The organism is Nocardioides sp. Z38_18, assembly GCF_058215695.1.
In genome coordinates this window covers 1,125,646-1,148,854 of the sequence record NZ_JBZAJE010000001.1, presented here as the reverse complement: position 1 = coordinate 1,148,854, position 23,209 = coordinate 1,125,646, and the positions used below count along the sequence as shown (strand labels likewise).

General features: G+C 71.0%; 25 protein-coding genes and 4 tRNA genes. 14 read left to right on the top strand and 15 right to left on the bottom strand.

Annotated elements, in window-relative coordinates; all coding sequences use genetic code 11:
• Window positions 1-39: 39 nt before the first annotated feature.
• From AC4BGC_RS05465 to AC4BGC_RS05455, 3 genes are all read left to right on the top strand, one after another.
• Window positions 40-1,458, top strand: coding sequence for an aminopeptidase P family protein (locus AC4BGC_RS05465; RefSeq protein ID WP_490554698.1), 1,419 nt, complete (start codon window positions 40-42; stop codon window positions 1,456-1,458).
• A 44-nt stretch (window positions 1,459-1,502) separates the two neighbouring features.
• Window positions 1,503-2,030 (top strand): hypothetical protein, encoded by a 528-nt coding sequence (locus AC4BGC_RS05460; RefSeq protein WP_490554697.1) that lies wholly within the window; start codon window positions 1,503-1,505, stop codon window positions 2,028-2,030.
• Window positions 2,031-2,112: 82 nt separating this feature from the next.
• Window positions 2,113-2,189: transfer RNA gene (locus AC4BGC_RS05455), tRNA-Arg, on the top strand.
• 9 nt (window positions 2,190-2,198) lie between these two features.
• On the opposite strand, the gene AC4BGC_RS05450 is transcribed toward AC4BGC_RS05455, so the two are convergent.
• From AC4BGC_RS05450 to AC4BGC_RS05435, 4 genes are all read right to left on the bottom strand, one after another.
• Window positions 2,199-2,594 carry a nuclear transport factor 2 family protein gene (locus tag AC4BGC_RS05450; protein WP_490554694.1) on the bottom strand — a complete coding sequence of 132 codons (396 nt, stop codon included), beginning with the start codon at window positions 2,592-2,594 and terminating at the stop codon, window positions 2,199-2,201.
• A 173-nt stretch (window positions 2,595-2,767) separates the two neighbouring features.
• Window positions 2,768-3,781 carry an adenosine deaminase gene (locus tag AC4BGC_RS05445; protein ID WP_490554693.1) on the bottom strand — a complete coding sequence of 338 codons (1,014 nt, stop codon included), beginning with the start codon at window positions 3,779-3,781 and terminating at the stop codon, window positions 2,768-2,770.
• 12 nt (window positions 3,782-3,793) lie between these two features.
• Window positions 3,794-4,537: a DsbA family protein gene (locus tag AC4BGC_RS05440; RefSeq protein WP_490554691.1), complete on the bottom strand. Its 744-nt coding sequence runs from the start codon at window positions 4,535-4,537 to the stop codon at window positions 3,794-3,796.
• Window positions 4,537-5,004: a MauE/DoxX family redox-associated membrane protein gene (locus tag AC4BGC_RS05435; RefSeq protein ID WP_490554689.1), complete on the bottom strand. Its 468-nt coding sequence runs from the start codon at window positions 5,002-5,004 to the stop codon at window positions 4,537-4,539. Before AC4BGC_RS05435 ends, AC4BGC_RS05440 begins: the two co-directional genes overlap by 1 nt.
• Window positions 5,005-5,053: 49 nt before the next feature.
• Here AC4BGC_RS05435 and orn point away from each other — a divergent pair, with 49 nt between their 5' ends.
• The 4 genes from orn (at window position 5,054) to AC4BGC_RS05415 (ending at window position 8,344) form a co-directional block, all read left to right on the top strand.
• Window positions 5,054-5,683, top strand: coding sequence for an oligoribonuclease (gene orn / locus AC4BGC_RS05430; RefSeq protein ID WP_490554687.1), 630 nt, complete (start codon window positions 5,054-5,056; stop codon window positions 5,681-5,683).
• 35 nt (window positions 5,684-5,718) lie between these two features.
• Window positions 5,719-5,794: transfer RNA gene (locus AC4BGC_RS05425), tRNA-His, on the top strand.
• 184 nt (window positions 5,795-5,978) lie between these two features.
• Entirely contained in the window at window positions 5,979-7,316 is a 1,338-nt protein-coding gene (locus tag AC4BGC_RS05420; RefSeq protein ID WP_490554686.1) for a hemolysin family protein, read from the top strand.
• Window positions 7,313-8,344, top strand: coding sequence for a hemolysin family protein (locus tag AC4BGC_RS05415; RefSeq protein ID WP_490554684.1), 1,032 nt, complete (start codon window positions 7,313-7,315; stop codon window positions 8,342-8,344). Before AC4BGC_RS05420 ends, AC4BGC_RS05415 begins: the two co-directional genes overlap by 4 nt.
• Before the next feature lie 47 nt (window positions 8,345-8,391).
• On the opposite strand, the gene AC4BGC_RS05410 is transcribed toward AC4BGC_RS05415, so the two are convergent.
• The 5 genes from AC4BGC_RS05410 to AC4BGC_RS05390 all read right to left on the bottom strand — a co-directional run bounded on the left by AC4BGC_RS05410 (window position 8,392) and on the right by AC4BGC_RS05390 (window position 11,620).
• Window positions 8,392-9,183, bottom strand: coding sequence for a TetR/AcrR family transcriptional regulator (locus AC4BGC_RS05410; protein ID WP_490545441.1), 792 nt, complete (start codon window positions 9,181-9,183; stop codon window positions 8,392-8,394).
• Window positions 9,184-9,195: 12 nt separating this feature from the next.
• Window positions 9,196-9,642 (bottom strand): nuclear transport factor 2 family protein, encoded by a 447-nt coding sequence (locus AC4BGC_RS05405; protein ID WP_490554683.1) that lies wholly within the window; start codon window positions 9,640-9,642, stop codon window positions 9,196-9,198.
• Between the two features lie 74 nt (window positions 9,643-9,716).
• A complete protein-coding gene (locus AC4BGC_RS05400; RefSeq protein WP_490554682.1) occupies window positions 9,717-10,991 on the bottom strand; it encodes an NAD(P)/FAD-dependent oxidoreductase in 1,275 nt (424 codons plus the stop codon).
• Window positions 10,988-11,308 carry a TraR/DksA family transcriptional regulator gene (locus AC4BGC_RS05395; protein WP_490554680.1) on the bottom strand — a complete coding sequence of 107 codons (321 nt, stop codon included), beginning with the start codon at window positions 11,306-11,308 and terminating at the stop codon, window positions 10,988-10,990. The genes AC4BGC_RS05400 and AC4BGC_RS05395 overlap by 4 nt, the downstream gene beginning before the upstream one ends.
• A 108-nt stretch (window positions 11,309-11,416) precedes the next feature.
• Entirely contained in the window at window positions 11,417-11,620 is a 204-nt protein-coding gene (locus AC4BGC_RS05390) for a hypothetical protein (RefSeq protein WP_490554679.1), read from the bottom strand.
• 45 nt (window positions 11,621-11,665) lie between these two features.
• On the opposite strand from AC4BGC_RS05390, the gene AC4BGC_RS05385 reads away from it, so the two are divergent.
• The gene (locus AC4BGC_RS05385) at window positions 11,666-13,243 is read left to right on the top strand and encodes a phytoene desaturase family protein (RefSeq protein ID WP_490554678.1); all 1,578 of its coding nucleotides are present in this window, start codon (window positions 11,666-11,668) and stop codon (window positions 13,241-13,243) included.
• Between the two features lie 83 nt (window positions 13,244-13,326).
• On the opposite strand, the gene AC4BGC_RS05380 is transcribed toward AC4BGC_RS05385, so the two are convergent.
• Window positions 13,327-13,399: transfer RNA gene (locus tag AC4BGC_RS05380), tRNA-Lys, on the bottom strand.
• A gap of 184 nt (window positions 13,400-13,583) precedes the next feature.
• On the opposite strand from AC4BGC_RS05380, the gene AC4BGC_RS05375 reads away from it, so the two are divergent.
• The 3 genes from AC4BGC_RS05375 to AC4BGC_RS05365 all read left to right on the top strand — a co-directional run bounded on the left by AC4BGC_RS05375 (window position 13,584) and on the right by AC4BGC_RS05365 (window position 18,624).
• A complete protein-coding gene (locus tag AC4BGC_RS05375) occupies window positions 13,584-14,180 on the top strand; it encodes a hypothetical protein (RefSeq protein ID WP_490554677.1) in 597 nt (198 codons plus the stop codon).
• 157 nt (window positions 14,181-14,337) lie between these two features.
• Window positions 14,338-16,392: a sensor histidine kinase gene (locus AC4BGC_RS05370; protein WP_490554676.1), complete on the top strand. Its 2,055-nt coding sequence runs from the start codon at window positions 14,338-14,340 to the stop codon at window positions 16,390-16,392.
• A gap of 132 nt (window positions 16,393-16,524) precedes the next feature.
• Window positions 16,525-18,624: a sensor histidine kinase gene (locus tag AC4BGC_RS05365; RefSeq protein WP_490554675.1), complete on the top strand. Its 2,100-nt coding sequence runs from the start codon at window positions 16,525-16,527 to the stop codon at window positions 18,622-18,624.
• 3 nt (window positions 18,625-18,627) lie between these two features.
• Here AC4BGC_RS05365 and AC4BGC_RS05360 read toward each other — a convergent pair whose 3' ends face one another.
• From AC4BGC_RS05360 to AC4BGC_RS05340, 5 genes are all read right to left on the bottom strand, one after another.
• Entirely contained in the window at window positions 18,628-18,873 is a 246-nt protein-coding gene (locus AC4BGC_RS05360; RefSeq protein ID WP_490554674.1) for a DUF3618 domain-containing protein, read from the bottom strand.
• Window positions 18,874-18,934: 61 nt separating this feature from the next.
• Entirely contained in the window at window positions 18,935-19,699 is a 765-nt protein-coding gene (locus AC4BGC_RS05355; protein WP_490554673.1) for an energy-coupling factor ABC transporter ATP-binding protein, read from the bottom strand.
• A complete protein-coding gene (cbiQ, locus tag AC4BGC_RS05350) occupies window positions 19,699-20,433 on the bottom strand; it encodes a cobalt ECF transporter T component CbiQ (RefSeq protein ID WP_490554672.1) in 735 nt (244 codons plus the stop codon). Before cbiQ ends, AC4BGC_RS05355 begins: the two co-directional genes overlap by 1 nt.
• Before the next feature lie 5 nt (window positions 20,434-20,438).
• Entirely contained in the window at window positions 20,439-20,822 is a 384-nt protein-coding gene (locus tag AC4BGC_RS05345; protein WP_490554671.1) for a PDGLE domain-containing protein, read from the bottom strand.
• Complete coding sequence (locus AC4BGC_RS05340; RefSeq protein ID WP_490545468.1) at window positions 20,819-21,541, bottom strand: energy-coupling factor ABC transporter permease; 723 nt, start codon at window positions 21,539-21,541, stop codon at window positions 20,819-20,821. The genes AC4BGC_RS05345 and AC4BGC_RS05340 overlap by 4 nt, the downstream gene beginning before the upstream one ends.
• Before the next feature lie 62 nt (window positions 21,542-21,603).
• On the opposite strand from AC4BGC_RS05340, the gene bcp reads away from it, so the two are divergent.
• The 3 genes from bcp to AC4BGC_RS05325 all read left to right on the top strand — a co-directional run bounded on the left by bcp (window position 21,604) and on the right by AC4BGC_RS05325 (window position 23,162).
• Window positions 21,604-22,104, top strand: coding sequence for a thioredoxin-dependent thiol peroxidase (gene bcp / locus AC4BGC_RS05335; protein WP_490554670.1), 501 nt, complete (start codon window positions 21,604-21,606; stop codon window positions 22,102-22,104).
• Between the two features lie 61 nt (window positions 22,105-22,165).
• Window positions 22,166-22,250, top strand: a tRNA-Leu gene (locus AC4BGC_RS05330).
• Between the two features lie 42 nt (window positions 22,251-22,292).
• Complete coding sequence (locus AC4BGC_RS05325) at window positions 22,293-23,162, top strand: bile acid:sodium symporter family protein (protein WP_490554669.1); 870 nt, start codon at window positions 22,293-22,295, stop codon at window positions 23,160-23,162.
• The last annotated feature ends 47 nt before the right edge of the window (window positions 23,163-23,209 follow it).

The following is a 23,209-nucleotide window of genomic DNA, read 5'->3' as shown; positions in this document are numbered from 1 at the left end:
GGCGGTAGCGTAACGACCGGCCGAACGTAGAGTGGCATCGTGACTGATGCGACGGACACGAGCACCGAGGACCACACCGAGAGCCACGACCCGGCCGTTCCGCCGGCCTACGCGGCGTTCATGCGCAACGGTTGGGCCGAGCTCGAGCGCGACGTGCCGCGGCACCCGGTCGCCGACTGGACGCCCGCTCGCCGGCAGCGGCTGACCGAGCAGTTCCCCGGCGAGCGCCTGGTGATCCCGGCGGGCGGCTTCAAGGTGCGATCCAACGACACCGACTACCGGTTCCGCTCCGAGACCGCGCACACCCACCTGTGCGGCAACCAGACCAGCGACGCCGTGCTCGTGCTCCGGGACGACGAGGTCGTGCTGTTCGCACGGCCGCGCAGCTCCCGTGAGACCGACGAGTTCTTCCGCGACAGGCAGTACGGCGCCCTCTGGGCCGGTCGCCGCCCCTCGCTGCCCGAGATCTCGGCCTCGCTCGACGTACCCACCCGCCACATCGACGACCTCGCCGAGCACCTCGCCGGCCCGGACAAGACCCGAGTCCTGCGCGGGGTGGACGCCCGCGTCGACGGCCAGCTGTCCGGCGACCGACCCCGCGACCAGGAGCTCGCGCGCGTCCTTTCCGAGCTGCGCCTGGTCAAGGACGAGTGGGAGGTCGCGGAGCTGCAGCACGCCTGCGACATCACGACGCTCGGCTTCGAGGACTCCGTGCGGGAGTGGGACCGGGCGATCGAGCACGGTGAGCGCTGGATCGAGGGCACCTTCTTCCGTCGTGCCCGCGCGATGGGCAACGACATCGGCTACGACTCGATCGTCGGCGGCGGACGGCACGCGACCACGCTGCACTGGATCGAGAACACCGGCCCGATCACTCCGGGCGAGCTGGTGCTGCTGGACATGGGGGCGGAGGCGTCCTCGCTCTACACCGCGGACGTGACCCGGACGCTGCCGGTCGACGGGCGGTTCACCGGGGTGCAGCGCGACCTGTACTCCCTGGTGCTGCAGGCCCAGCAGGCCGGCCTGGACGCCGTACGTCCCGGAGCGGCGTTCCGGGCCCCCCACGAGGCCGCCATGTCCGTGCTCGCCCACGGGCTCGAGGACCTCGGGCTGCTGCCGGTGTCCGCGGAGGAGGCGCTCTCCCCCGACAGCCGTGTCTACGCACGGTGGACCCTGCACGGCACCAGCCACATGCTCGGGATGGACGTGCACGACTGCGCGGCCGCCGACACCGACATCTACCCCGGCGGCGACCTCGCCGAGGGAATGGTGCTCACGGTCGAGCCGGGACTCTACTTCCAGGAGGACGACCTGCTCGTCCCCGAGGAGCTGCGCGGCATCGGCATCCGGATCGAGGACGACGTGCTGGTCACCGCCGACGGAGCCCGCAACCTCTCCGCGGCGCTCCCCCGCGACCCATACGAGATCGAGGCCTGGATGGGCGAGCTCCGCGGCTGAGTCCACTCACCTCCGCGCACAGACCCACCGCTACCCTCCGGCGGATGAGTGACTCATTCCGGCTGACCGTGCGGCGTACCACGGTTGCCGACATGCAGCGGGCCGCTGCCGGCACCCGGAAGGAACAGCGGCTGCGCCACCCCGGCTACCGGGTCCGGATCGACGGCGACAGGCTCAAGCTCCGGTACGCCGGTAGCGGTTACACCCGCTCGGCGTGGCGGCTCGTGGCCCGCCTCGAGGAGCGGTCCTACGGCGTCGTCGTCACGGGGACCATGCGCCGGACCGTCGCGGTCCTCTCCTGGTGGTGGCTCATCGTGGTCGGTGTGCTCCTGACCGCGGCCGGGGCCGGGATCGCCTCCGCGGAGGGGGCGGCACACCCGGGGACCTGGATCACCCTGACCGGCGGACCTGCGTTGGTCCTCATCGGCCTGCTCAACCTGATGCTCGACTCGGTCATGGGGTTCGGCGACGCGGCGGACGCGCGGCACCTGCTGCGGGAGCTGTTCGAGCCGCCGGAACCCGAACCCGAGCCCGCCACTCGGGGTCGGCTGCGGCGGTTCCTGACCGGCTGACCCCTACGGCCGGGGACGACCGGGAACAACAGCGACTACGGCATACTCGTTCCCCGGTGGGTCCGACTGCACGTCCCATCCGGCCCCTGTAGCTCAGCTGGATAGAGCAAGAGCCTTCTAATCTCTAGGTCGCAGGTTCGACTCCTGCCAGGGGCGCCACAGCGCCGGTCAGCCGGCGGACTGCTCCAGCTCGGCGCCCATCAGGGTCATCAGCTGGGTGAGCCCCTTGAACGGGCGCACCATCACGGTGAACTCGGTCAGGCGGCCGTCCGCGTCCCAGCGCAACATGTCGATGCCGTGCACGGTGAGGCCGTCGAGGTCGGCGATGAACTCGAGAACCGCCGAGTCCTCGTCCCACCACTCGTGCTCGTAGCGCAGTGTCGGGCCGAGCACGGCCAGCGCTGCGGTGAGGTACGCCGTGGTCAGCGCCTTGCCCTCCTGGGGCGTGTGCACCGCCGGTGAGCGGAACACGCACTCCTCGGCGAGCAGCGCGTCGAGCCGGGCCGGGTCACCGGTGTCCACGACATCGTGCCAGCGGGCAAGGGGCTCGGGGCGACGGCTCATGGGCTGAGCCTAGGGCGCCCGGATCGCGGGCACCTCGGGTGATCTCGTTCACACTCCGTGCGTGTCGGGTCAGGGCCACCGGACGAGGCGTCGTAGAAAGGGACCGGCCCTGGAAGGTATGAGCTTCCAGGGCCTCAGCCTTTCCCGGGGCCCTCAGCCGGAGCCGGTGCGCCTCAGCCCGCGACCGCCTTGTCGATCTCCCCCAGGATCCGGTCCTTCACTTCCTGCGGCGCGTACGACGCCCGCACCGCCGTACGGGAGAGGGAGGCGAGCCCCTCCTCGTCGAGGTCGAGCAGGTCGGCGGCGATGTCGTACTCGCGGTTCAGCGTGGTGCCGAACATCGGCGGGTCGTCGCTGTTGATCGTGACCACCACCCCCGCGTCGACGAAGGCGGGCAGCGGGTGCTCGGCCAGCGACGCCACGGCGCGGGTGGCGAGGTTCGAGGACGGGCACACCTCGAGCGCGATCCCGGTCTCCGCGAGGTGGGCCAGCAGCTCCGGGTCCCGGGCCGCGGAGGTGCCGTGCCCGATCCTCTCCGCGCCCAGCACCCGCAAGGCGTCCCACACCGTCTCGGGCCCGGTCGTCTCCCCCGCGTGCGGCAGGCTGCGCAGGCCGGCAGCCCGGGCGGCGGCGAAGTGCCGCTCGAACTGCGGCCTGGGTACGCCGATTTCCGGCCCGCCCAACCCGAAGCCGATCAGCCCGTCTGGACCGTGCTCGAGGGCGTACTCGAGCGTGGCGTCGGCGGCCGGGAGCCCGCTCTCCCCCGGGATGTCGTAGATCCAGCGCAGCACGATCCCGAAGTCACGCTCCGCGGCGACCCGGGCGTCCTCGATCGCCTCGGTGTAGCCCTCGATCGGGATGCCCACCGCGACGGAGGTGAACGGCGTGCAGGTCAGCTCGGCGTACCTCACCTGCTGGCCCTGCGCCATCTCACGGGCGACCTCGTAGGTCAGCAGCCGCACGTCCGCGGGGGTGCGGACGAGGTCGACCACCGCGAGGTAGACCTCGATGAAGTGCGCGAAGTCCCGGAAGGCGAAGAAGTCCGCGAGCCGCTCCGGGTCGCTGGGCACCACGCCGGGGTGGCGCTCGGCGAGCTCGGAGACGATTCGTGGCGACGCCGACCCGACGTGGTGCACGTGCAGCTCGGCCTTGGGCAGGCGGGAGATGAACTCGCTGTGCGCAGACATGCGCCGAGCATGTCAGCCTTCGGCGAGCATCTTCTCCAGGCGATCCGCCATCTCCGTCAGCGAGTCGCCCTCGAGCGGCTTGCCGTCGACCAGGACCGTCGGCGTCCCCTGGATGCCGGCCTTGGTCGCCGCGTCCGTCGCCGCCTTGACGAACTCGGGGTTCGGCTCGTCGATCTTGTCCAGGACGGCCTTGTCCGTGACACCGGCCTCCTCGGCGAGCTTCTTGAGGTCCTCGACGTCCGGCTGGTCCCCGCCCGACTCGTAGGGCTGGTTCTCGAAGAGCAGGTCGTGGTACCTCAGCGCCTGCTCACCGGTGCCGCCCTCGAGGACCGCACCCCAGGCGGTCAGGGCCAGGGTCGAGTACTCCTGCGACAGCAGCTTGAACGGCCGGTACTCCACCAGCGCGCGCCCGGCCTCGGCGTCGGTGTGCAGGAAGTCACGCGTCGCCGTCTCGAACTGGCGGCACGCCGGGCACAGGAAGTCCTCGTAGATGACCACCTTGGTGGCATCGGGGTTGTTGCCGACCACGAGGGTGGTCCCGCTGGCCACCGCCTTCGGGGTGGCCCCGGTGCTGGCGCCCGGCTTGGAGCTGTCGTCACCGCCGGAGAAGATCACGCCCGCGGCGACGATCGCGGAGAGCACCACGACCACGGCTGCGGCGATCAGCACCCGGCGGTTGCGTTCCTTCCTCGCGGCCTCCGCCTGGATCCTGGCGGCACGCTCGCTTCGTTCGCTCAGACGGTTCTTCTTCGACATCACACCTTCTCCGGTCGTGGGGGGAAGAGCACGTTGTCCACTGCCAACGGCGTACGTCGCAGCATGACGACGAGCCCTGAGAGCAGGATGAGCCCGATGTCGCGGGCGATCTCCCACGGGTACTTGCTGAAGGCGTCCGGATCCGGCCCGCCGTCACCGAAGCAGCCACAGTCGATCGCGATCCCGCGACTCCATACAGAGATTATGCCGACGATGAAAGCGACCAGCAGTGCGGCCGAGAGGACCCCGCTGGCACGGCGGAGGAGCCCGATCACGAGGCAGACCCCGATCACGACCTCGAACATGGGCAGCACCCGGCCGACCGTGTCGGCGATCCCCAGGGGCAGCAGCTGGTAGGCGCGTACGGCGCTGACGCTCGCCTCCGGATGGGGCAGCTTGATCGCGCCCGCCCAGATCCAGACGCCCCCGACGACGAGGCGAGCCACGAGTCCCGCCCACCCCCACATGGCTACACAGTAGAAGGCCGCTCGGGAGCGAGTGAGTAGGGTCGGGACCGTGAATGACCGACTCGTCTGGATCGACTGTGAGATGACCGGCCTCTCGATCGAGGCAGATGCCCTGATCGAGGTGGCGGCGCTCGTCACCGACTTCGACCTCAACGTCCTCGGCGAGGGCGTCGACATCGTGATCAAGCCCCCGCCGGAGGCGCTCGACCAGATGGTGGAGTTCGTGCGCAACATGCACGTCTCCTCCGGGCTGCTCGACGAGCTCGACGCGGGCGCGACCATGGAGGAGGCCGAGGAGCAGGTGCTCGCCTACGTCAAGGAGTTCTGCCCCGACGGGAGTCGGCCGCCACTGGCCGGCAACACCGTCGCGACGGACCGGATGTTCCTCGCCCGCGACATGCCGAGCCTGGAGCAGTTCCTGCACTACCGGATCGTGGACGTGTCCTCGATCAAGGAGCTCTCCCGCCGCTGGTTCCCCCGCGCCTACTACAGCGCCCCGGCCAAGGGCGGCAACCACCGTGCCCTCGCGGACATCCAGGAGAGCATCGAGGAGCTGCGCTACTACCGCGAGGCGGTCTTCGTCCCCTCCCCCGGACCGGACTCCGCGACCGCCAAGCAGATCGCCGCGAAGCACCAGGCCGCCCTGACCGGCGCCCGCCCGGTGTCGGAGGAGGGCTGAGGAACCGCTACACTCTTGCCTCGCAAGATCCCATGGTGGGTATAGCTCAGCTGGTAGAGCGCCGCCTTGTGGTGGCGGATGTCGCGGGTTCAAGTCCCGTTACTCACCCCAAGAGAGATCGAGCCCCTGACCTGCAGTGATGCAGGGCAGGGGCTCGATCGCTTCCCGGGACCCCACACCCCCGGATTTGCCTTGTCCCCGCTGGCTATTCTTTCCGCGTGGATGACCCTCCCCGAAGTCCGTGCCCCTCTGACCCAGCAGTCCCCAGCCCAGGGACGGTCAGGGGGTTGAGCTCGTGAACGAGTGGATCATGTTGGGCATCGGCCTGGTTCTCACTGTGGGGACCGGGCTCTTCGTTGCCTCCGAGTTCGCGCTCGTGAACCTGGACCGCCACGAGCTCGAGGGCCGCGAGAAGCAGGGCGAGAAGGGGCTCGGGGCCACGATCAAGGCCCTGCGGATCACCTCCACGCACCTCTCGAGCGCCCAGCTGGGCATCACCTTGACGACCCTGCTGACCGGGTACACGTTCGAGCCCGCGGTCAGCTCCCTGCTCGAGAGCCCGCTCGGCGGGCTCGGCCTTCCCGACGGCGCCATCACTGTGGTCGGGGGCGTGATCGGCGTCCTGCTGGCGACGCTGTTCTCGATGGTGATCGGCGAGCTGGTCCCGAAGAACTTCGCCCTGGCGCTGCCGCTGGCGACCGCGAAGCTCGTGGTGCCGTTCCAGGCCGGGTTCACCACCGTGTTCAAGCCGGTGGTGTTGCTGCTGAACAACACCGCCAACAGCCTGATCCGGTCCATGGGGATCGAGCCGAAGGAGGAGCTCAGCGGCGCTCGCAGCGCTGACGAGCTGACCTACCTGATCCGGCACTCCGCGACCGCGGGCCTCCTCGAGGCCGACGAGGCGACCCTGCTCGACCGGACCCTGCGGTTCTCGGCGTACGACGCGGGCGACCTGATGACCCCCCGGGTCCAGATGACCGCGGTCAAGGTGACCGACACCGCTGCCGACGTGATCGCCCTCTCCGCCAGGACGGGTCACTCCCGGATGCCCGTGCTCGACGACGGCCCCGACGACATCGAGGGCTTCGTGCACGTGAAGAGCGCGTTCGCGGTGCCCCTGGAGGAGCGTGAGCAGGTCTCCGCGGCCGCGCTGATGTTCCCGCCGACCCGGGTGCCCGAGACGATGCCGGCCTCCAAGCTGCTGGCCGAGCTGCGCACCCGCGGGCTGCAGATCGCCGTGGTCACCGACGAACACGGCGGCACCGCCGGCATCGTCACCCTCGAGGACCTGGTCGAGGAGCTCGTCGGCGAGCTCGAGGACGAGCACGACCACATCCGCTCCGCGATGACTCGCCGCGGCCGGTCCGTTTCCTTCGACGCCAGCTGGCGTCCCGACGAGGTCCGCGAGCGGACCGGCGTACCGGTCCCTGACGGCGAGGACTGGGACACCGTCGCCGGGTACGTCGTCGACACCCTCGAACGGATCCCCGAGCTCGGCGACGAGGTCCCGGTCGAGACCGGCATCCTGCGCGTCGAGCGCCTCGACGGACCCCGCATCGTCCGGTTGCGGTTCGTCCCGCTCGAGGCCACCGTCTCCGCCACCTCCCCCTCTACCCAGGAGAGCCTCCGATGAGTGAGTACCTGCCCGGCATCGCGTGGCTGGTGGTGCTGCTCGCGGGGAACGCCTTCTTCGTCGGCGCCGAGTTCGCCGTGATCTCCGCCCGACGCAGCCAGATCGAGCCCAAGGCGGCAGAGGGCAGCCGGGCCGCGAAGACGACGCTGTGGGCGATGGAGCACGCCACGCTGATGCTGGCGACCTCCCAGCTCGGCATCACGGTGTGCTCGCTGCTGATCCTGAACGTCTCCGAGCCGGCGATCCACCACCTGCTCGAGTACCCGCTGGGCCTCACCTCGCTCTCGGCGGAGTCGATCAGCGTGCTCGCGTTCGTCGTGGCGCTGGTCCTGGTGACGTTCCTGCACGTCGTGCTCGGAGAGATGGTGCCCAAGAACCTGGCCTTCTCCATCCCCGACCGCGCGGCACTGCTGCTCGCCCCGCCGCTCGTCCTGGTCTCCCGCGCGGTGCGGCCCGTGATCGCGTCGCTCAACGCCGTGGCGAACGGGGTCCTGCGCCTGTTCAAGGTCGAGCCGAAGGACGAGGCGAACAGCACCTTCACCCTGGAGCAGGTGGCCGGCATCATCGAGCAGTCGCAGCGAGAGGGACTCCTCGAGGACCACTCCGGCACCCTGGCGGGTGCGTTCGAGTTCACCGACAAGACCGTCGGTGAGGTGGAGGTTCCGCTGGACCAGGTCTTCACGCTGCCGGAGACGGCCAGCCCGGCGCAGGTCCAGCGGGCCGTGGTGGAGCACAACCACTCCCGCTACGTGGTCACCGATGAGAACGGCGCACCGTCGGGCTACCTGCACATGAAGGACGTGATGGACCTGTCCGCCGACGAGTTCGCCACACCGGTGCCGGAGAAGCGGATCAGGCGCCTGGTCGCCGTACCGCGAACCATCGCGCTCGAGGACGCCCTCGCCCACCTGCGGCACAACGGCGCCCACCTCGCGGTGACGGTCGACGAGCTGGGCGACCCCGTAGGAGTGCTGTTCCTCGAGGACGCCATCGAGGTGCTCGTGGGTGAGGTCACCGACGCTGCCTGAGCCGGTGAGGCTCCAGTCACAGTGCCGCTGCGTGCCCTCCCCCGGCCTCAGCGGGAGTGGGTGCGGGCGAGCAGGGCGAAGGACGCGACGAGGCGCTCGAGTCCGAACCGGTAGGCGTGCTCGGGGTCGTAGGCGCTGCCTCGGGCGGCACCGGCGACGGACCCGATCCGCGCGGCGTACGGGTAGGTGGCCGGGTCCAGGAACCCGCCCAGCAGTGGCTCGACCGCGGCCCACCACTCGGCGTCGGAGCGGCCGTCCTCCAGCTGGGCCCGGTGGGCTGCCTGCCGCTCGAGCGCGTTGGCACACACGAACGACAGCAGGCAGCTCAGCGAGTCGTCGACCTCGAGGTCGGTAAGGCCGGAGCCGTCGAAGGCGCGCAGCTCCCGGTCGTACTTCGCCGTCTGCCCCGGCCCCAGCGGCGGCCGCGCCGTGGACACCGCGGCAGCCCACGGGTGGTCAACGAGCATCGTCCGGTTCGCGTCCGCAACCTGGCGGACCCGGTGCTGCCACGGCTGTTCCGGGTCCGGCCGCGGCGCACCGGTCGCGTACATGGCGCCGTAGACGGTGTCGAGCATCAGGTCGAGCAGCACGGTCCGGTTGGGCACGTAGGTGTAGAGCGTCATCGCCGTCACGCCGAGGTCGCCGGCCAGTCGACGCATCGTCAGGGCCTCGAGACCGGCGGCGTCGCTCACCGCCACGGCCGCCTCCACGACGCGGTCCACGCTCAAAGCACGGGGCCGTCCCAGACCACCTCCCGGCGAGCCCTGCGCCAGCTGCGCGCGCCACAGCAGGCGCAGCGTCTGCAGGGACACGTCCGCGGAGGTCCGATCACCGGTCACTGCCGCAGGCTCTCACTCCCCCCGCTGGTCCATCTGGTCAGCCCAGCCACCGGCGACCATGGTCTGGAACCGCCAGCCCTCCGGCGTCTTGATCAGCAGGTCGCCGTACCGCATGTGCTGCTCGTGCTCGCCGACCCGCATCGTCGCGTCGGTCACCACGAAGCACAGCGCGCGGCTCAGGAAGGTCGGGTGCCGGACCGAGGTCATCTCCACCTCGCCCGCGCCCGCCACGACGTCGCGCATCTGCGCCAGGAACCGCTCCCGGTCGCACGTGCCGACGACCCCGTGGCCCTCGGCGTCGTCGGTCACCTCGTTGATCGGGAACGCCGCCTGGTCCGCCATCGCGTCCAGGTCGCCGGCCTCCACCAGCGCGTCGTAGTGGGCGAACCACGCGAGCACCTCGCGCGTCTCCTGCTCGAAACCGGTCGCCGCCTCGGGCTCCATGATGGACTCAGTCATGCCGCTCCTATTTATGTACGGTGTATATAAATAGCACTCGGCAGTGGCCCACACAAGAGGTGGGCGAGTCAGGTTCAGCGCAGGGGGTCGAACGCGGTGAGCTCGGCGGGGTTGACCCCAGTGCAGATCCGCTCGGCCAGCAGCCGGCCCGTCACGGGCCCCAGGACGATGCCCCACATGCCGTGACCACCAGCGGCGAACACCCGCGGTGACGTGGTGGCCCCAACGAGTGGCAGCCCGTCAGCCGTGCACGGACGCGACCCCACCCACTCGTCCTCACGGGTGTCGAGGTCCAGGCCCTCCAGCAGCGGTCCGGCCGCCGCGACGATGGCCTCCACCCGGCGCGGGTCCAGCGGTGCGTTCGGTGGGCGGAACTCCATCATCCCCGCGACGCGGAGTCGGGGCCGCTCCTCGGAGTGCAGCGGCGTGCAGGCGACCCGCTGGGCCGGGAAGTACACCGGCCCGCCCACGGGGCGGTCCATCGCGACGCTGAAGCTGTAGCCGCGACCCGCCTGCACCCCACGTCGTACGCCGAACCGGGCGGCCAGCTCGTCGAGCCAGGCCCCGTTCGCCAGGACCGCGGCGTCGAAGCGGTGCTCCTCCCCCGTGGAGGCGACCACCGTCACTCCCCCGTGCTCGTCTCGGACCTGCTCGACATCCACCCCCTCGCGGATCACGCCGCCCCGCGCCCGCACCGATGCGGCGAGGGCGTCCATGAACTCGGGCGGGTTGAGGTAGCGCTGGCCGTGGATCCGGATCGCGGCGCCCACCTCGCCGGAGAGGGCGGGCTCGTCGCGCCGTGCCTCCTCACCGGAGACGGCCTCGAACTTCACGTCCTGGCCGGCGGCGTGGATGTGCCCCAGCTCCTCGAGCAGGGTCGCCCGCTCGGCCTCGCTGCGAAAGCAGGCCAGGAACGGGTCGGCCGCGTGGGTGCGGGCCGTGACCCCGCCCTCGGCCAGTCGGTCGAACCCGTCGAGCGCGAGCGCGTTGACCGGCGCGTAGGCGCGCATCCCGAGCCCCCACCTGCGCTCGGTGCTGTGCCGGGCGAACCCGGCCAGGAAGCGGAGGAGCTTCGGCTGCGGGCGGAGCGGGACGTAGACCGGCGAGGAGGGGCTGAGCACCGCGCGCACGCCGTAGGTCAGCACCGCCGGCTCCGGCAACGGGGTGGTGATCCCCGGGGTCAGCCAGCCCGCGTTGCCCCACGAGGAGCCGGCCGCCACGTGCGCCCGGTCGAGCAGAGTGACCTCGACCCCACGCTCCTGGAGGAACCAGGCGGTGGACAGGCCGACCATCCCGGCCCCCACGACGACGACGTGGCGCGGAGGGGCGGCGAGGCCGCCTTGACTCACCACCGGGGCTGCTCGGTGCAGCGCGTGCAGCGCGTGGCCCAGGGGCGCAGCTCCAGCCGGCCCACCGAGATCGGGTCCGCACAGCTCATGCAGGTGCCGTAGCGCCCGGCCGCGAGGCGCTGGCGCGCGGTGCGCACCTCGTCGAGGATGCGCTCGACGCTGGCGCGGTGAGCGGCGGCCACGACGTCGAGGTCGTGGCTCGGCAACGAGTCGAGGTGCTCCTGGCGGGAGGTCTCGAACCGTTCGAGCTGCGCGTCGAGTTCGTCGTGGGTGAGGTGGCCCGGAGAGAGGCGCGGAGAAACGCTGGAGGTGGTCATGTTCGTGTCCTTGGCTTTCGAGGGCGCGCGGCGAGGTCGCAGGCGCGCAGGGAGGGAGGAGCACCCGGTCGGATCAGGTCCGGCCGGGCCGGCAGTGGCCGTCGAAGGTCAGGGACGAACGGGCGGGGCGCGGTCGACGCTGCGGCGCAGCACGTCGAGCCCGCGGATGCCGCGGGCCTCCTCGCTCAGCTGGACAGCGAGCAGCGCGGCACCGGAGGGCACGTGCGCAGGCAGATGGGTCGAGTCGGCTGACGCCGTCGTCCCCATCGCTGCCTGGATGCCCATGCTGGCGACCATAGCAATCGGCTGCACGACCTGCCCTATTCTCGCGAGCATGCACACCGCGGGCACACTGAGATGAGCGCGCCGAGGCGTTCGAGCTACGACGTGGTGGTCGTCGGTGGCGGGCACAACGGGCTGGTCGCGGCGGCGTACCTCGCTGGAGCCGGTCTCTCCGTGCTCCTGCTGGAACGGCTCGACCACACCGGGGGCGCGGCGATCAGCACCGAGGCCTTCCCCGGTCTCGGCGCGCGGCTCTCGCGGTACTCCTACCTCGTCTCGATGCTCCCCGAGCAGGTCGCCCGCGACCTCGACCTCGGCGTGGAGCTGCGGTCTCGGCGTACGGCGTCGTACTCCCCCACGGTGCGCGACGGCCGGCCCCTCGGGCTCCTCGTGGAGCACGAGGAGGGCGAGGCCACCCGCGCGTCCTTCCGCGCGCTCACCGGCAGCGACGAGGAGTACGACGCCTGGCGCACCTTCTACGGCGAGGTCTCCCGGCTGGCCGAGGGCGTGGCGCCCACGCTGGTGCGTCCGCTGCCCACCGCCGGGGAGGTGCGTGACCTGGTCGGGCCCTCCCTGTGGGAGGCAGTCGTGGAGCGGCCGCTCGGCGAGGTGATCGAGCAACGCTTCCGCGACGACCTCGTGCGCGGGGTGGTCGCGACCGACGCCCTGATCGGCACCTTCGCCGACCTCCACGACCCGTCGCTGGTGCAGAACCGGTGCTTCCTCTACCACCTGATCGGCAACGGGACCGGCGAGTGGCGGGTGCCGGTCGGCGGGATGGGTGCAGTCACCACGGCGATGCTGCGCAGCGCCACCGTCCGGGGCACCGAGGTGCTCACGAGCGCCCGGGTGAGCGCGATCCGGGGCGACGCCGACGGGACCGAGGTCACCTGGGAGGACGGCGGCGGCAGCCACTCCGTACGGGCCCGGCACGTGCTCTCCAACGTGGCCCCCTGGACCCTGCAGGGCCTCCTCGGGGACGAGCCGACCCGCGGGCCCCGCCCGTCCGGCTCCCAGCTGAAGGTCAACTTCCTGCTCTCCCGGCTGCCGCGGCTCAGGTCCGGGCACGACGCGGCGGACGCGTTCGGAGGGACCTTCCACGTGGCCGAGGAGTACTCCGCGCTGTCGCGTGCCCACGCGCAGGCGGCATCCGGCTCGATCCCAGCCACGCCTCCCGGTGAGTTCTACTGCCACTCCCTGACCGACCCCTCGATCCTGGGCCCGCTGGCGGCGCAGGGCGTGCACACGTTGACCTACTTCGGGCTGCACATGCCCGCCGAGCTCTTCTCCGGCGACCGCGAGGCGCAGCGTGACGAGGCCGTACGACGGGCGATCGCCGCCGTCGACGTACACCTGGAGGAGCCGCTGATGGACTGCCTCCTGGTCGGCCCCGACGGGCGACCGTGCCTGGAGGCGAAGGTGCCCCAGGACGTGGAGGACGACCTCGCGATGCCCGGCGGGCACATCTTCCACGGCGACCTCAGCTGGCCGTGGGCCCCCGACGACGAGGCGCTGGACACCCCGGCCCGGGAGTGGGGCGTGGCCACGGCGCTCGACTCCGTGCTGGTGTGCGGCTCGGGCGCCCGGCGCGGTGGTGCCGTGAGCGGGCTCGGCGGCCACAACGCGGCGCAGGCGGTGCTCGCCGCACGCTAGGCCGACACAGGAGGGCCGTCCCGGAACGGGAAGAGGCCCTTCCCGATGCTGCTGAGAAGGACCTCTACCTGTGTGACCTGCGGTGCGCCAGCAGGGACTTGAACCCCGAACCCGCTGATTAAGAGTCAGCTGCTCTGCCAATTGAGCTACTGGCGCTTGAAGCGTCAGAACCTTAACAAGGCGATGCCGTCACCTCCAAAACGGGGTCGTCCTCCGCCCGTGCGCGACCCGCCCCGGCCCACCGGACCACGGGCGCAGTTTGCGCGACGAATGGGCCGGGTACCCCTCGACCGGAGGAGAGACGCCGGTGGAGAGCCGGTGTCACAACCAGGGAGCGAACATGAAAACGGTCATCATCATCCTGGTCGTGCTTGCCGTCCTGCTGGCGGCAGCACTGATCTGGACCGCGATGAAGCGGAAGAAGGACCAGGTCGGTCGCCAGCGCGCCGGCGAGCTGCGCTCGGAGGCCGCGGGAGTCGCCGCCGAGAAACGCGAGCGGGAGGCTCGCGCCCGGGAGGCCGAGGCCGAGGCCGAGCGGGTCCGCGCCCAGGCCGACCAGCTCGAGGTGCGCGCCCAGGAGGAGCGCACCGGCTACGACCAGACCCGTGCCCAGGAGGAGCACTCCCTGCGCGAGGCGGACCGGCTCGACCCCGACGTGGACCACCGTGATCCCGAGTACCGGCCCGGCCACAACGAGACCGGCGACGAGACCGGCCGCGAGACGGGCCGCGAGACCGGCCGCGACCCGGGCCTCAACGGCTCCCCGACCCACCGCGGCGACCACCCAGGTCAGGAGCCCGACTGGTCGCGTGACGAGCCGGTGGACCAGCCCGGAGGCGGATCGCGCCGGCACTCCGCGGGGCCGGCCAACCCGGTGCCGCCCGGCCCGGAGACGATCGTGCCCGAGGACGAGCAGGGCCGTCGCGACCAGATCTGAGCGGTTTCCCAGGCGCAACCTGAATCTGCGAAGCGGCCACGGCAGGGAGAAAATGCTGGTCTAGTGACTCTCGGAACCTCGCGCAGCCCGGCAGCGATGTCGACAGCGCGCTGGTTCGCGCCCCGGGAAGTGCCCGTGGCCGAGGACGGGAGGCCACGTGTCCAGGTCCCCCCGCACGCGCGTCGTAGGCCTGCTCCTGGTCCTGATCGGCGTCCTCGGCTACTTCGCCGTGAAGTTCTCGGACCCGGACACGCACGTGGCGGGGATGTGGCCGGTCGGCCTCGCCTCGGGTTTGTTCGTCTACGTCTCCAGCGCCAGGCTGCCGTGGGCCTCGGCAGCCGTGCTCGTCCTGGCTTTCGCCAGCATCGACCTCGGCGGGTATCCCTCGGTCGTGGCGGCCGGGTACGCCGTGAGCATCCTGGTCGAGGGACTCCTCACCCAGCACCTCCTCGGGATGAGGTGGGGTGAGCGGCGCCGGCTCGACGACGACCTCGACATGGGTCGCTACACCGTCGCTGCGGTGGTCGGGGCAGCCACCGGCTCGGCCCTGTTCGCGCTCGTCTCCCTGGCCACCGGCTTCGGGGTGCCCTGGGCGGTGGGAGTGGCCGCCTTCACCGTCCACCTGGCTTCGCAGCTGACCCTCCTGGCCTTCTTCATGGAGGAGGTTCGCCTCCCGGGCGTGAGCGGCCGCGTGGAGCGGGTGACCCGCTGGACCCTCACCGTCCTCGCCACCGTGCTGGCCTTCGCTCCCACCACGCTCTCCGGGGCCCTGTTCTTCCTGCTGCCCCTGCTGGGCTGGACGGCCCTGCGGGGCTCCATGCGCGAGGCGCTGTGGCAGCTGCTGATGGTGGGGGTCATCACCAGCACGCTGGTCGGTGCCGGACGTGGTCCGTTCGTGGGGTTCGAGACGTTGGGCCTCCGCCCCGCGGAGCTCGACGTGATCCCCCACCAGACCTTCCTGCTCAGCTGCGCGCTGGTGTGCCTGCCGTTCGCCATGGCCGTGAACCGCCAGCGCCACACCGCGATGGAGAAGGCGCACGAGCGCGAGCGCCTGCGCCGTATCGTCGAGGGAGCCACGGCGATGGCGATCATCGAGACCGACGTCCACGGCCGGATCACCTTGTTCAACCCCGGGGCTGAGGCGATCCTCGGCTACTCCGAGGCGGAGGTCCTCGGCAGGCTCCCGGCGATGTTCCATCCCGCCGAGGACATCGCCCGGCAGGCCCGGGCGCTCGGGGTGCCCGCCGACCCGATCCACGTGGGGCTGGCCCATGCCGCCACCGGCACCGGCCCTCGCGACTGGAGCTACGTCCGCAAGGACGGGGCGGTCCGGTCGATGTCGATGTCCGTGGTCCCCATCGAGGACCACCGCGGGTCGGTCGTGGGCCACCTGATCACCTCCGAGGACACCACCGAGCGGGTCCGGACCCAGGACGCCCTTGAGGCCGCGCTGGTCACCGAGAGGCGCGCGGTCGCCCGGCTCACCGAGGTCGACCGGACCAAGGACGCCTTCGTCTCCAGCGTCAGCCACGAGCTGCGTACGCCGATCACCAACATCGTCGGCTACCTCGAGCTCCTCATCGACGGGGCGTACGGCGAGCCGACTGAGCCCCAGACCCGGGCGCTGGAGCGCATCGACACCAACAGCCACCGCCTGCTCGAGCTCATCGACGACTTGCTCACCCTCTCCAGGATCGAGTCCCTCGACGCGGACCTCACCCAGGAGCCGGTGGACCTGCGAGACGTCATCCGGCGTACCGGCACCAAGGTCGGCAGCGACCTCAGCGACCGCGGGCAGCGGCTGGACCTGCAGCTGCCGAGCGAGCCCGTGGTCGTGCTCGGCGACGAGGGGCACCTCGAGCGGATGGTCTCCAACCTGGCCACCAACGCGGTCAAGTTCACCCCCGACGGCGGCACCATCGTGCTCCGGCTGCGGACCGACGGGGCGGGACCTGCCATCGAGGTTCAGGACACCGGGGTCGGGATCCCTCCCGAGGAGCAGGCCATGCTGTTCAACCGGTTCTACCGCTCCAGCTACGCCCAGACCGAGGCGATCCGGGGCAGCGGGCTCGGCCTGTCCATCGCCCGCAGCATCGCCCAGCGCCACGGCGCCCAGATCAGCGCCACCTCCGCACCCGGACGCGGATCGGTGTTCCGGGTGACCTTCGGCGAGTCGCCGAAAGGCGTGCCCACCCCTCGCGCACCCACCTGAGACCGAGTCCGATCCCACGAAAATCCTAGAAGGCCCGCAATTGGGTCGCGCCTCCTTTACCGTACAAATGCGGTGTACCCGACTCTGGTAGACCGATTGGCCCATCGGCGCGAGACACGAAGGACGGGTGCGTTGCACGGCTCCCGAGCGAACCGCCTGCTGGCGACCTGCCTTTTGGTGGCCGCCCTGCTGCTGGCGGTGCGCGGAATGCGCACCACCCCCGAGTCGGACCTGATCGCCCCCTGGTGGCCGGCGACCGCCCTGGTGACGGCCGTGCTCATCCTGTCTCCCCCGCGCCACGTGCGCCTGATCGTGGGCCTCGGTGGCCTCCTCGCGCTCGCCGCCAGCCTGGTCGCGGGGCGCGGGATCGTCTTCGCGACCGGCTTCGGGATCGCCAACGCCGTGGAGGCGCTGCTCATCCTGCGCTGGCTCACCGGGTTCGAGGTGGACCGGCCCCAGTTGCGCGGCTGGCTCGACTACCGCCGCTGGCTTCTCGGCATCACCGTCGGCAGCTGCGCCGCCGGCGCCATCACCGCCCTCACGATCGGTCTCACCGGCGGCACCGACCTGTGGCGGCCGATGATGTGGATCGCGGTCACTCACTTCGGTGCCCAGGCGGTGGTCCTGCCCCTGGTGATGCGCCAGCCGCGGCGCAAGGTGCGGGTCTCGGCCGTGGAGATCCTGAGCCACCTCTCCCTGCTCACCCTGGGCGCGTTCATGTGCTTCGGCGCCGACGCCACCGAACCGGTCGCGTTCCTGCTCCTGCCCCTGCTGATGTGGGCGGCGGCGCGGTTCACCTCCACCTGGGCAAACATCGAGCTGGCTGGTGTCGCGATCGGGATGGCGCTGCTCTCCGCCCTGGATCGGGGTCCGTTCGTGGAGATCACCGACAGCTCCCCCGCGCTGGCGATCGCGGCCAGCGCCCAGATCTTCGTGGCCGTCGGCGCCGTGACCTCGGTGGCGTTCTCGGTCGCCATGGGCAACCTGCACGACTCGCTGCGCCGGATCCGGGAGAACGAGGTCCAGCTGGGCCAGCTGCTGGACTCCGCGAGCGGTACGGCGTTCATCGCCACCGACCTCGACGGGCTGATCACGTGGTTCAGCCCCGGGGCCGAACAGCTGCTCGGCTACTCGGGAGAGCAGGTGGTGGGGCGGCTGACCCCCGCCCCGTTCCACGAGAGCCGCGAGCTCGCGGCCCGGGCCCGGGAGCTGGGGATCCCGGGCGGGTACGGCGTCGTCACCCATGCGGTCGCCAACGGCACCGAGCAGGACACCCGTGACTGGACGTTCGTACGCCGTGACGGCAGCCGGCTGACGGTGTCGCTGAGCGTCACCGCCGTGCGCGACGACGACGGCCGCCCGCAGAGCTACCTCAGCGTGATCCGGGACGTGACCGACCGGCGTGCCGCCGAGCAGGCACTGGTCTTCGCCCTGGACAAGGAGCGCGAGACCAACCGGCGGATGCTGGACCTCGATCGGGCCAAGGGCGAGTTCGTCTCGACCGTGAGCCACGAGCTGCGCACGCCCCTGACGAGCATCGTCGGCTACACCGAGCTGCTCGCCGACGACCTGTCCGAGAACCTCAGCGGGGAGCAGCACGAGCTGGTCGAGCGGATCGACCGCAACGCCGAGCGGCTGCTGCACCTGGTCGAGGACCTCCTCACCCTGGCGCGGATGGAGGACGACGACCTCTCCCTGGACCGGGTCGAGACCGACCTGCGCACGGCCGTCCAGGCGGCGGCCGACGAGGTCTCGCACGCGGCGCACAAGGCCCGGGTCTCACTGGAGGTGAACCTCCCGGCCATGCCCGTGATGCTCCAGGGCGACCCGGAGTACCTCGAGCGGCTGGCGCTCAACCTGGTCAGCAACGCGGTGAAGTTCACCAGCGCCGGCGGCTCCGTCGAGGTCGGCGTCGAGGTGGAGGGCGATGTCGCCTCGCTGCGCGTCGCGGACACCGGGATGGGGATCCCACCCGAGGAGCAGGGCCGGCTGTTCCAGCGGTTCTTCCGCTCCTCGCTGGCCAGCGAGCACGCGATCCAGGGCACCGGTCTCGGGCTGCACATCGTCCAGTCCATCGCCGAGGCCCACAACGGCCGGATCGACTTCGAGTCGACGCCGGGCGTGGGCACGACATTCGTGTTCGTCGTACCGCTGCTGGACGCGCGTGGCCTGCCGGAGACGGTGACCGCCGAGCAGCACGAGCCGGCCAGGTCCCGGCGGTCGGTCACCTGAGGGTCAGCTGACGACCTTGCGCACGAGCGCGAACAGCGCGATCACCCCGACGACGCCGCCGACGACCTTGACGATGTTGTCCTGGCGGGGGGCGCCGGTGGGGTCCACGAAGTAGGCCCTCACCGAGGCGACCTCGCGGCGCGCGATCGTCTTCGGGCTGGCCCGGTGGACGAGCTGGTCGATGGTGGCGCCGAGGCGCTCGCGAGTCTGCTCGATCTGGTCCTCGAGGGACGACACCTGGTCGGACACAGTCCTTGGCTCCTTCGCGTCACGCACGGCTGCCCCACCCCCGGGAGGGGGCTGGGGCGGTTCAAGCAGGAAGGCTACCAATGCCTGGGATCGTCCTCGGATCGAACCCGAACGGCAGCTCGAGGCGGTGCCGGCGCATCAGCTCGGGATCGGTGAGCAGGTCGTAGGTCGTCCCGTCCGCCACCACCTGCCCGTCGGCGAGCACCACGGACCGCGGACACAGCTCGAGCGCATAGGGCAGGTCGTGGGTGACCATCAGCACGGTCACGGCCAGGGAGCGCAGGATGTCTGCCAGCTCCCGCCGCGAGGCGGGGTCGAGGTTGGAGGAGGGCTCGTCCAGGACGAGGATCTCGGGCTCCATCACAAGCACGGTCGCGACTGCCACCCGGCGGCGCTGGCCGTAGGAGAGGTGGTGCGGCGGCCGGTCGGCGTACTCCGCCATCCCGACCTGCTCGAGGGCCGCCATCACGCGCCGGTCGAGCTCCGCGCCGCGGATCCCTTGGTTGGCGGGGCCGAAGGCGACGTCCTGGCGCACCGAGGCCATGAACAGCTGGTCGTCGGGGTCCTGGAAGACGATGCCGACCCGGCGACGGATCTCCGGGAAGTTCTTCTTCTCCACCGGCATCCCCGAGACCGAGACCGTGCCCGCGCCGGCGGTCAGGATGCCGTTGAGGTGCAGCACCAGGGTGGTCTTGCCGGCGCCGTTGGGGCCCAGCAGCGCGACCCGCTCCCCCTCGTGGATGTGCAGGTCGACGCCGAAGAGCGCCTGCGTCCCGTCGGGGTAGGCGTGCGCCAGGCCACGTACGTCGAGCACGGGGACCGCCATCAGGCTGCCCTCCCCTCGGTGACCTGGTGTTCGTGGACGTGCTCCTGGGTCGAGGTCGCGGGCGACGTGCTCGGCAGCGTGCCGGTGTACCCGCGCGAGAGCATCGCGAGGTGCACCCGCTCCCCTCGCTCGTAGGACCGGATGAACAGCGCGCCGAGCGTGCGCGCGAGCACCGGCCAGTGTCGTGGTGAGCGGGGGTCGCAGCCCCGCGACCGCATCGAGGTGATCATCCGGGCCATCTCGGCGGTGACCACGTCGAGGTAGCGCAGCATGAAGCCCATGATCTGCACGATCAGCTCGGGCATCCGCAGCCGGGTCAGCCCGGCCAGGACGGCCTGCGGGTCGGTCGTCGCCGCGAGCGTCAGCGCCGCGAGGACGCCCAGGGTGCCCTTCGCGATCAGCGCCCCGGCCGCCCACAGGCCCGGCTCGGAGACCGAGACCCCGAGCACCTCGACCCGTGGCCCCTCGGCGATGAACGGCACCAGGATCGCGAACACCACGAACGGGGTCTCGATCAGCATCCGCTTGGCCAGGTAGCCGGCGGGCACGCCGCTGATGGCGACCACGGTGACCAAGATGCCCAGGTGGACGGCGTAGAGCGGGTACCAGTCCCGTGGGGTCGCGACCACGACCAGCATGAAGCTCACCAGCGCGACCAGCTTGAGGTGCGCCGGGGCCCGGTGGACCCGGCTGTGGCCGTGGTAGTGGAGCCGGTGGCCGTGACCAGCACCCACGCCGGTCAGCGACCCGAGGTGGTGGTGACGTCGGACCCGGTGTCGGTGTCCGTGTCTGCCTCGTCCCGGTCGTCCGGGTGCCCACGACGGCGCAGCACCCAGAAGAGTCCTCCGGCGAGGGAGAGCACGATCAGCGATCCCGCGACACCGGCGATGCCACCGCTGATGCGGCCGTTCTCGACGCCCTTGGTGGAGTAGTCCGCGAACGGGCTCGAAGCGGTGGGCGAGTCCTCGGCGTGCTCGATGAACCCGGTCTTCTCGGCAACGAACTCCAGGCCGTCGGGGTGCGAGCTGGCGTAGAAGCTCGCCACGCCCGCGACGAGCAGGGCGGCCAGCAGGGACACCACGAAGAACCTGCGGGTCCTGGTGCCGTGCGTCCGAGAGCTCATGACGTGCCTCCCGACGAGGTGGGCCGCGAGGGCATCTCCACCGGCTTCTTGATCTCCAGCGTCCGGGCGCGCAGGGCGGACCGGGCGCCGTAGACCAGGTCAGGGCGTACGGCGACCACCGAACCCACCACCAGGAAGGTGATCAGCGCCTCGCCGACGCCGATCACCGTGTGCCAGGTGACCATCGCGACGAAGACCTTGCCGGTCGCGACGGGGGCGGTGCCGCCGACGGCGAACAGCAGCGTGAACACGGTGGCCGCGACCGGCACGCTGACCAGCGCGCCGATGGCAGCGGCCGGGGCGACCGCTCCGAGGCGGTTCGGCAGCACAGCCCGGACGCCCTTGAACACCAACCACCCCACGCCCACGCCCACCAGCGCGAGCAGGGTGATGTTGGTGCCGAGCGCGGTGATGCCGCCGTCGGCCATGAACAGCGCCTGGACCAGCAGGACCGTGCTGATGCACAGCACCGCGGTCCACGGGCCTGCGAGTACCGCGGCCATCGCACCGCCGAGGAGGTGGCCGCTGGTGCCCGCGCCGACGGGGAAGTTCATCATCTGGCCGGCGAAGACGAAGGTGGCGACGAGCCCCGCCATCGGCGCGGTACGGTCATCGAGCTCCCGCCGCGCGCCGCGCAGTGCCAGTGCCACACCCCCGACGGCGATGACCCCGGTCGCGACCGAGGTGGGGGCATCGAGGAAGCCGTCGGGAACATGCATGACTTCCAGCGTACGTTATTGCAAACAGTTCGCAACAAGCCGCAACCAAGGAGCCCTACTCCGTGACTGCCACGTCCCAGCCCCCGGCACCGGCCCCGAGCCGGCTCTCCCCCGGCGACGCCGCGCCGGACTTCACCCTGCCGACCGACTCCGGCGAAGAGGTCTCCCTGTCGTCCCTGCGCGGCCGCAAGGTGATCGTGTACTTCTACCCCGCGGCGATGACGCCGGGGTGCACCACCCAGGCCTGCGACTTCACCGACTCCCTGGAGTCGCTGCAGGCAGCCGGCTACGAGGTGGTCGGCATCTCACCCGACAAGCCCGCGAAGCTGGCGAAGTTCCGCGAGAAGGACTCGCTCTCGATCACCCTGGCCTCGGACGAGGACAGGTCGGTGATGACCGCCTACGGCGCGTTCGGGGAGAAGAAGCTCTACGGCAAGGTCGTGCAGGGCGTCATCCGGTCCACGATCGTCGTCGACGAGGACGGCAAGGTCGCCGTGGCGCAGTACAACGTCAAGGCCACCGGCCACGTCGCCAAGCTGCGCCGGGACCTCGGTCTGGGCTGATCATCGCCCCGACCTGGTCGGGGGTGGCCGGCGCAGTGATCCCTAGACTGCGTCGTGCAGGGCCGAAGTGGTGGAATCGGCAGACACGCAGGTTTTAGGTACCTGTGCCTTCGGGCGTGGGGGTTCAAGTCCCCCCTTCGGCACCAGTTTTCCCACACACGGGCGTCGCGACCCCCTACAGTCCGACGATGGACTCACCGCTCACCACCATCGGCCTGCCTGCCGCCCTGGCGATCATCATGCTCGGGCTGGGCCTGGGGCTCACCGTGGACGACTTCCGGCGGGTCGGCCGGCACCCACGGGCCGTGGCCGTCGCCCTGGGGTGCCAGCTCCTGCTGCTGCCGGCGATCTGCTTCGGCCTGGTGGTGCTGCTCGACCTCCCGGCACTGCTCGGCATCGGGATGATGCTGCTCGCCGCCTCACCGGGCGGGACGAGCGCGAACCTCTACAGCCACCTGTTCCGCGGCGACGTGGCACTCAACATCACCCTGACCGCGATCAACTCGGTGATCGCCCTGTTCACGCTGCCGCTCATCGCCGGGCTCGCGATCGGCTACTACGACCGCGGCGGGGACGTGCAGCTGCCGTTCGGCGAGGTCGTCCAGGTCTTCGCCGTGGTGCTGGTCCCGGTGGTCATCGGCATGGTGGTGCGTGCGCGCGCACCCGGCTTCGCCGCGCGGATGGACCGCCCAGTGCGGATCGGCTCCGCGGTGATCCTGGCGGTCCTCGTCCTCGGCATCCTGCTCGACCAGAGCGAGAACGTCGGCGAGTACTTCGCCGACATCGGGCTCGCGGCCGGTCTCTTCTGCGCGATCAGCCTGGTGCTGGGGTACGTCGTACCCCGGGCCGCCGGGGTCCAGGAGGACCAGGCGATCGCCTCCTCGATGGAGATCGGCGTGCACAACGCCACCCTGGCCATCTTCGTGGCGGTCGAGGTGCTCGACGAGACCGAGATCTCGATCCCGGCGGCGGTCTACTCCATCTTCATGTTCGTATTCGCCGGCCTCTGGGGCTCCTTCGTCGCCCGCCGCTCCCGCGCGAGGGTGGCGGCACGCTGAGGCAGCCCGCTCGGAATACGTCTGCGGGGGCCTTGTTGGGAACAGGG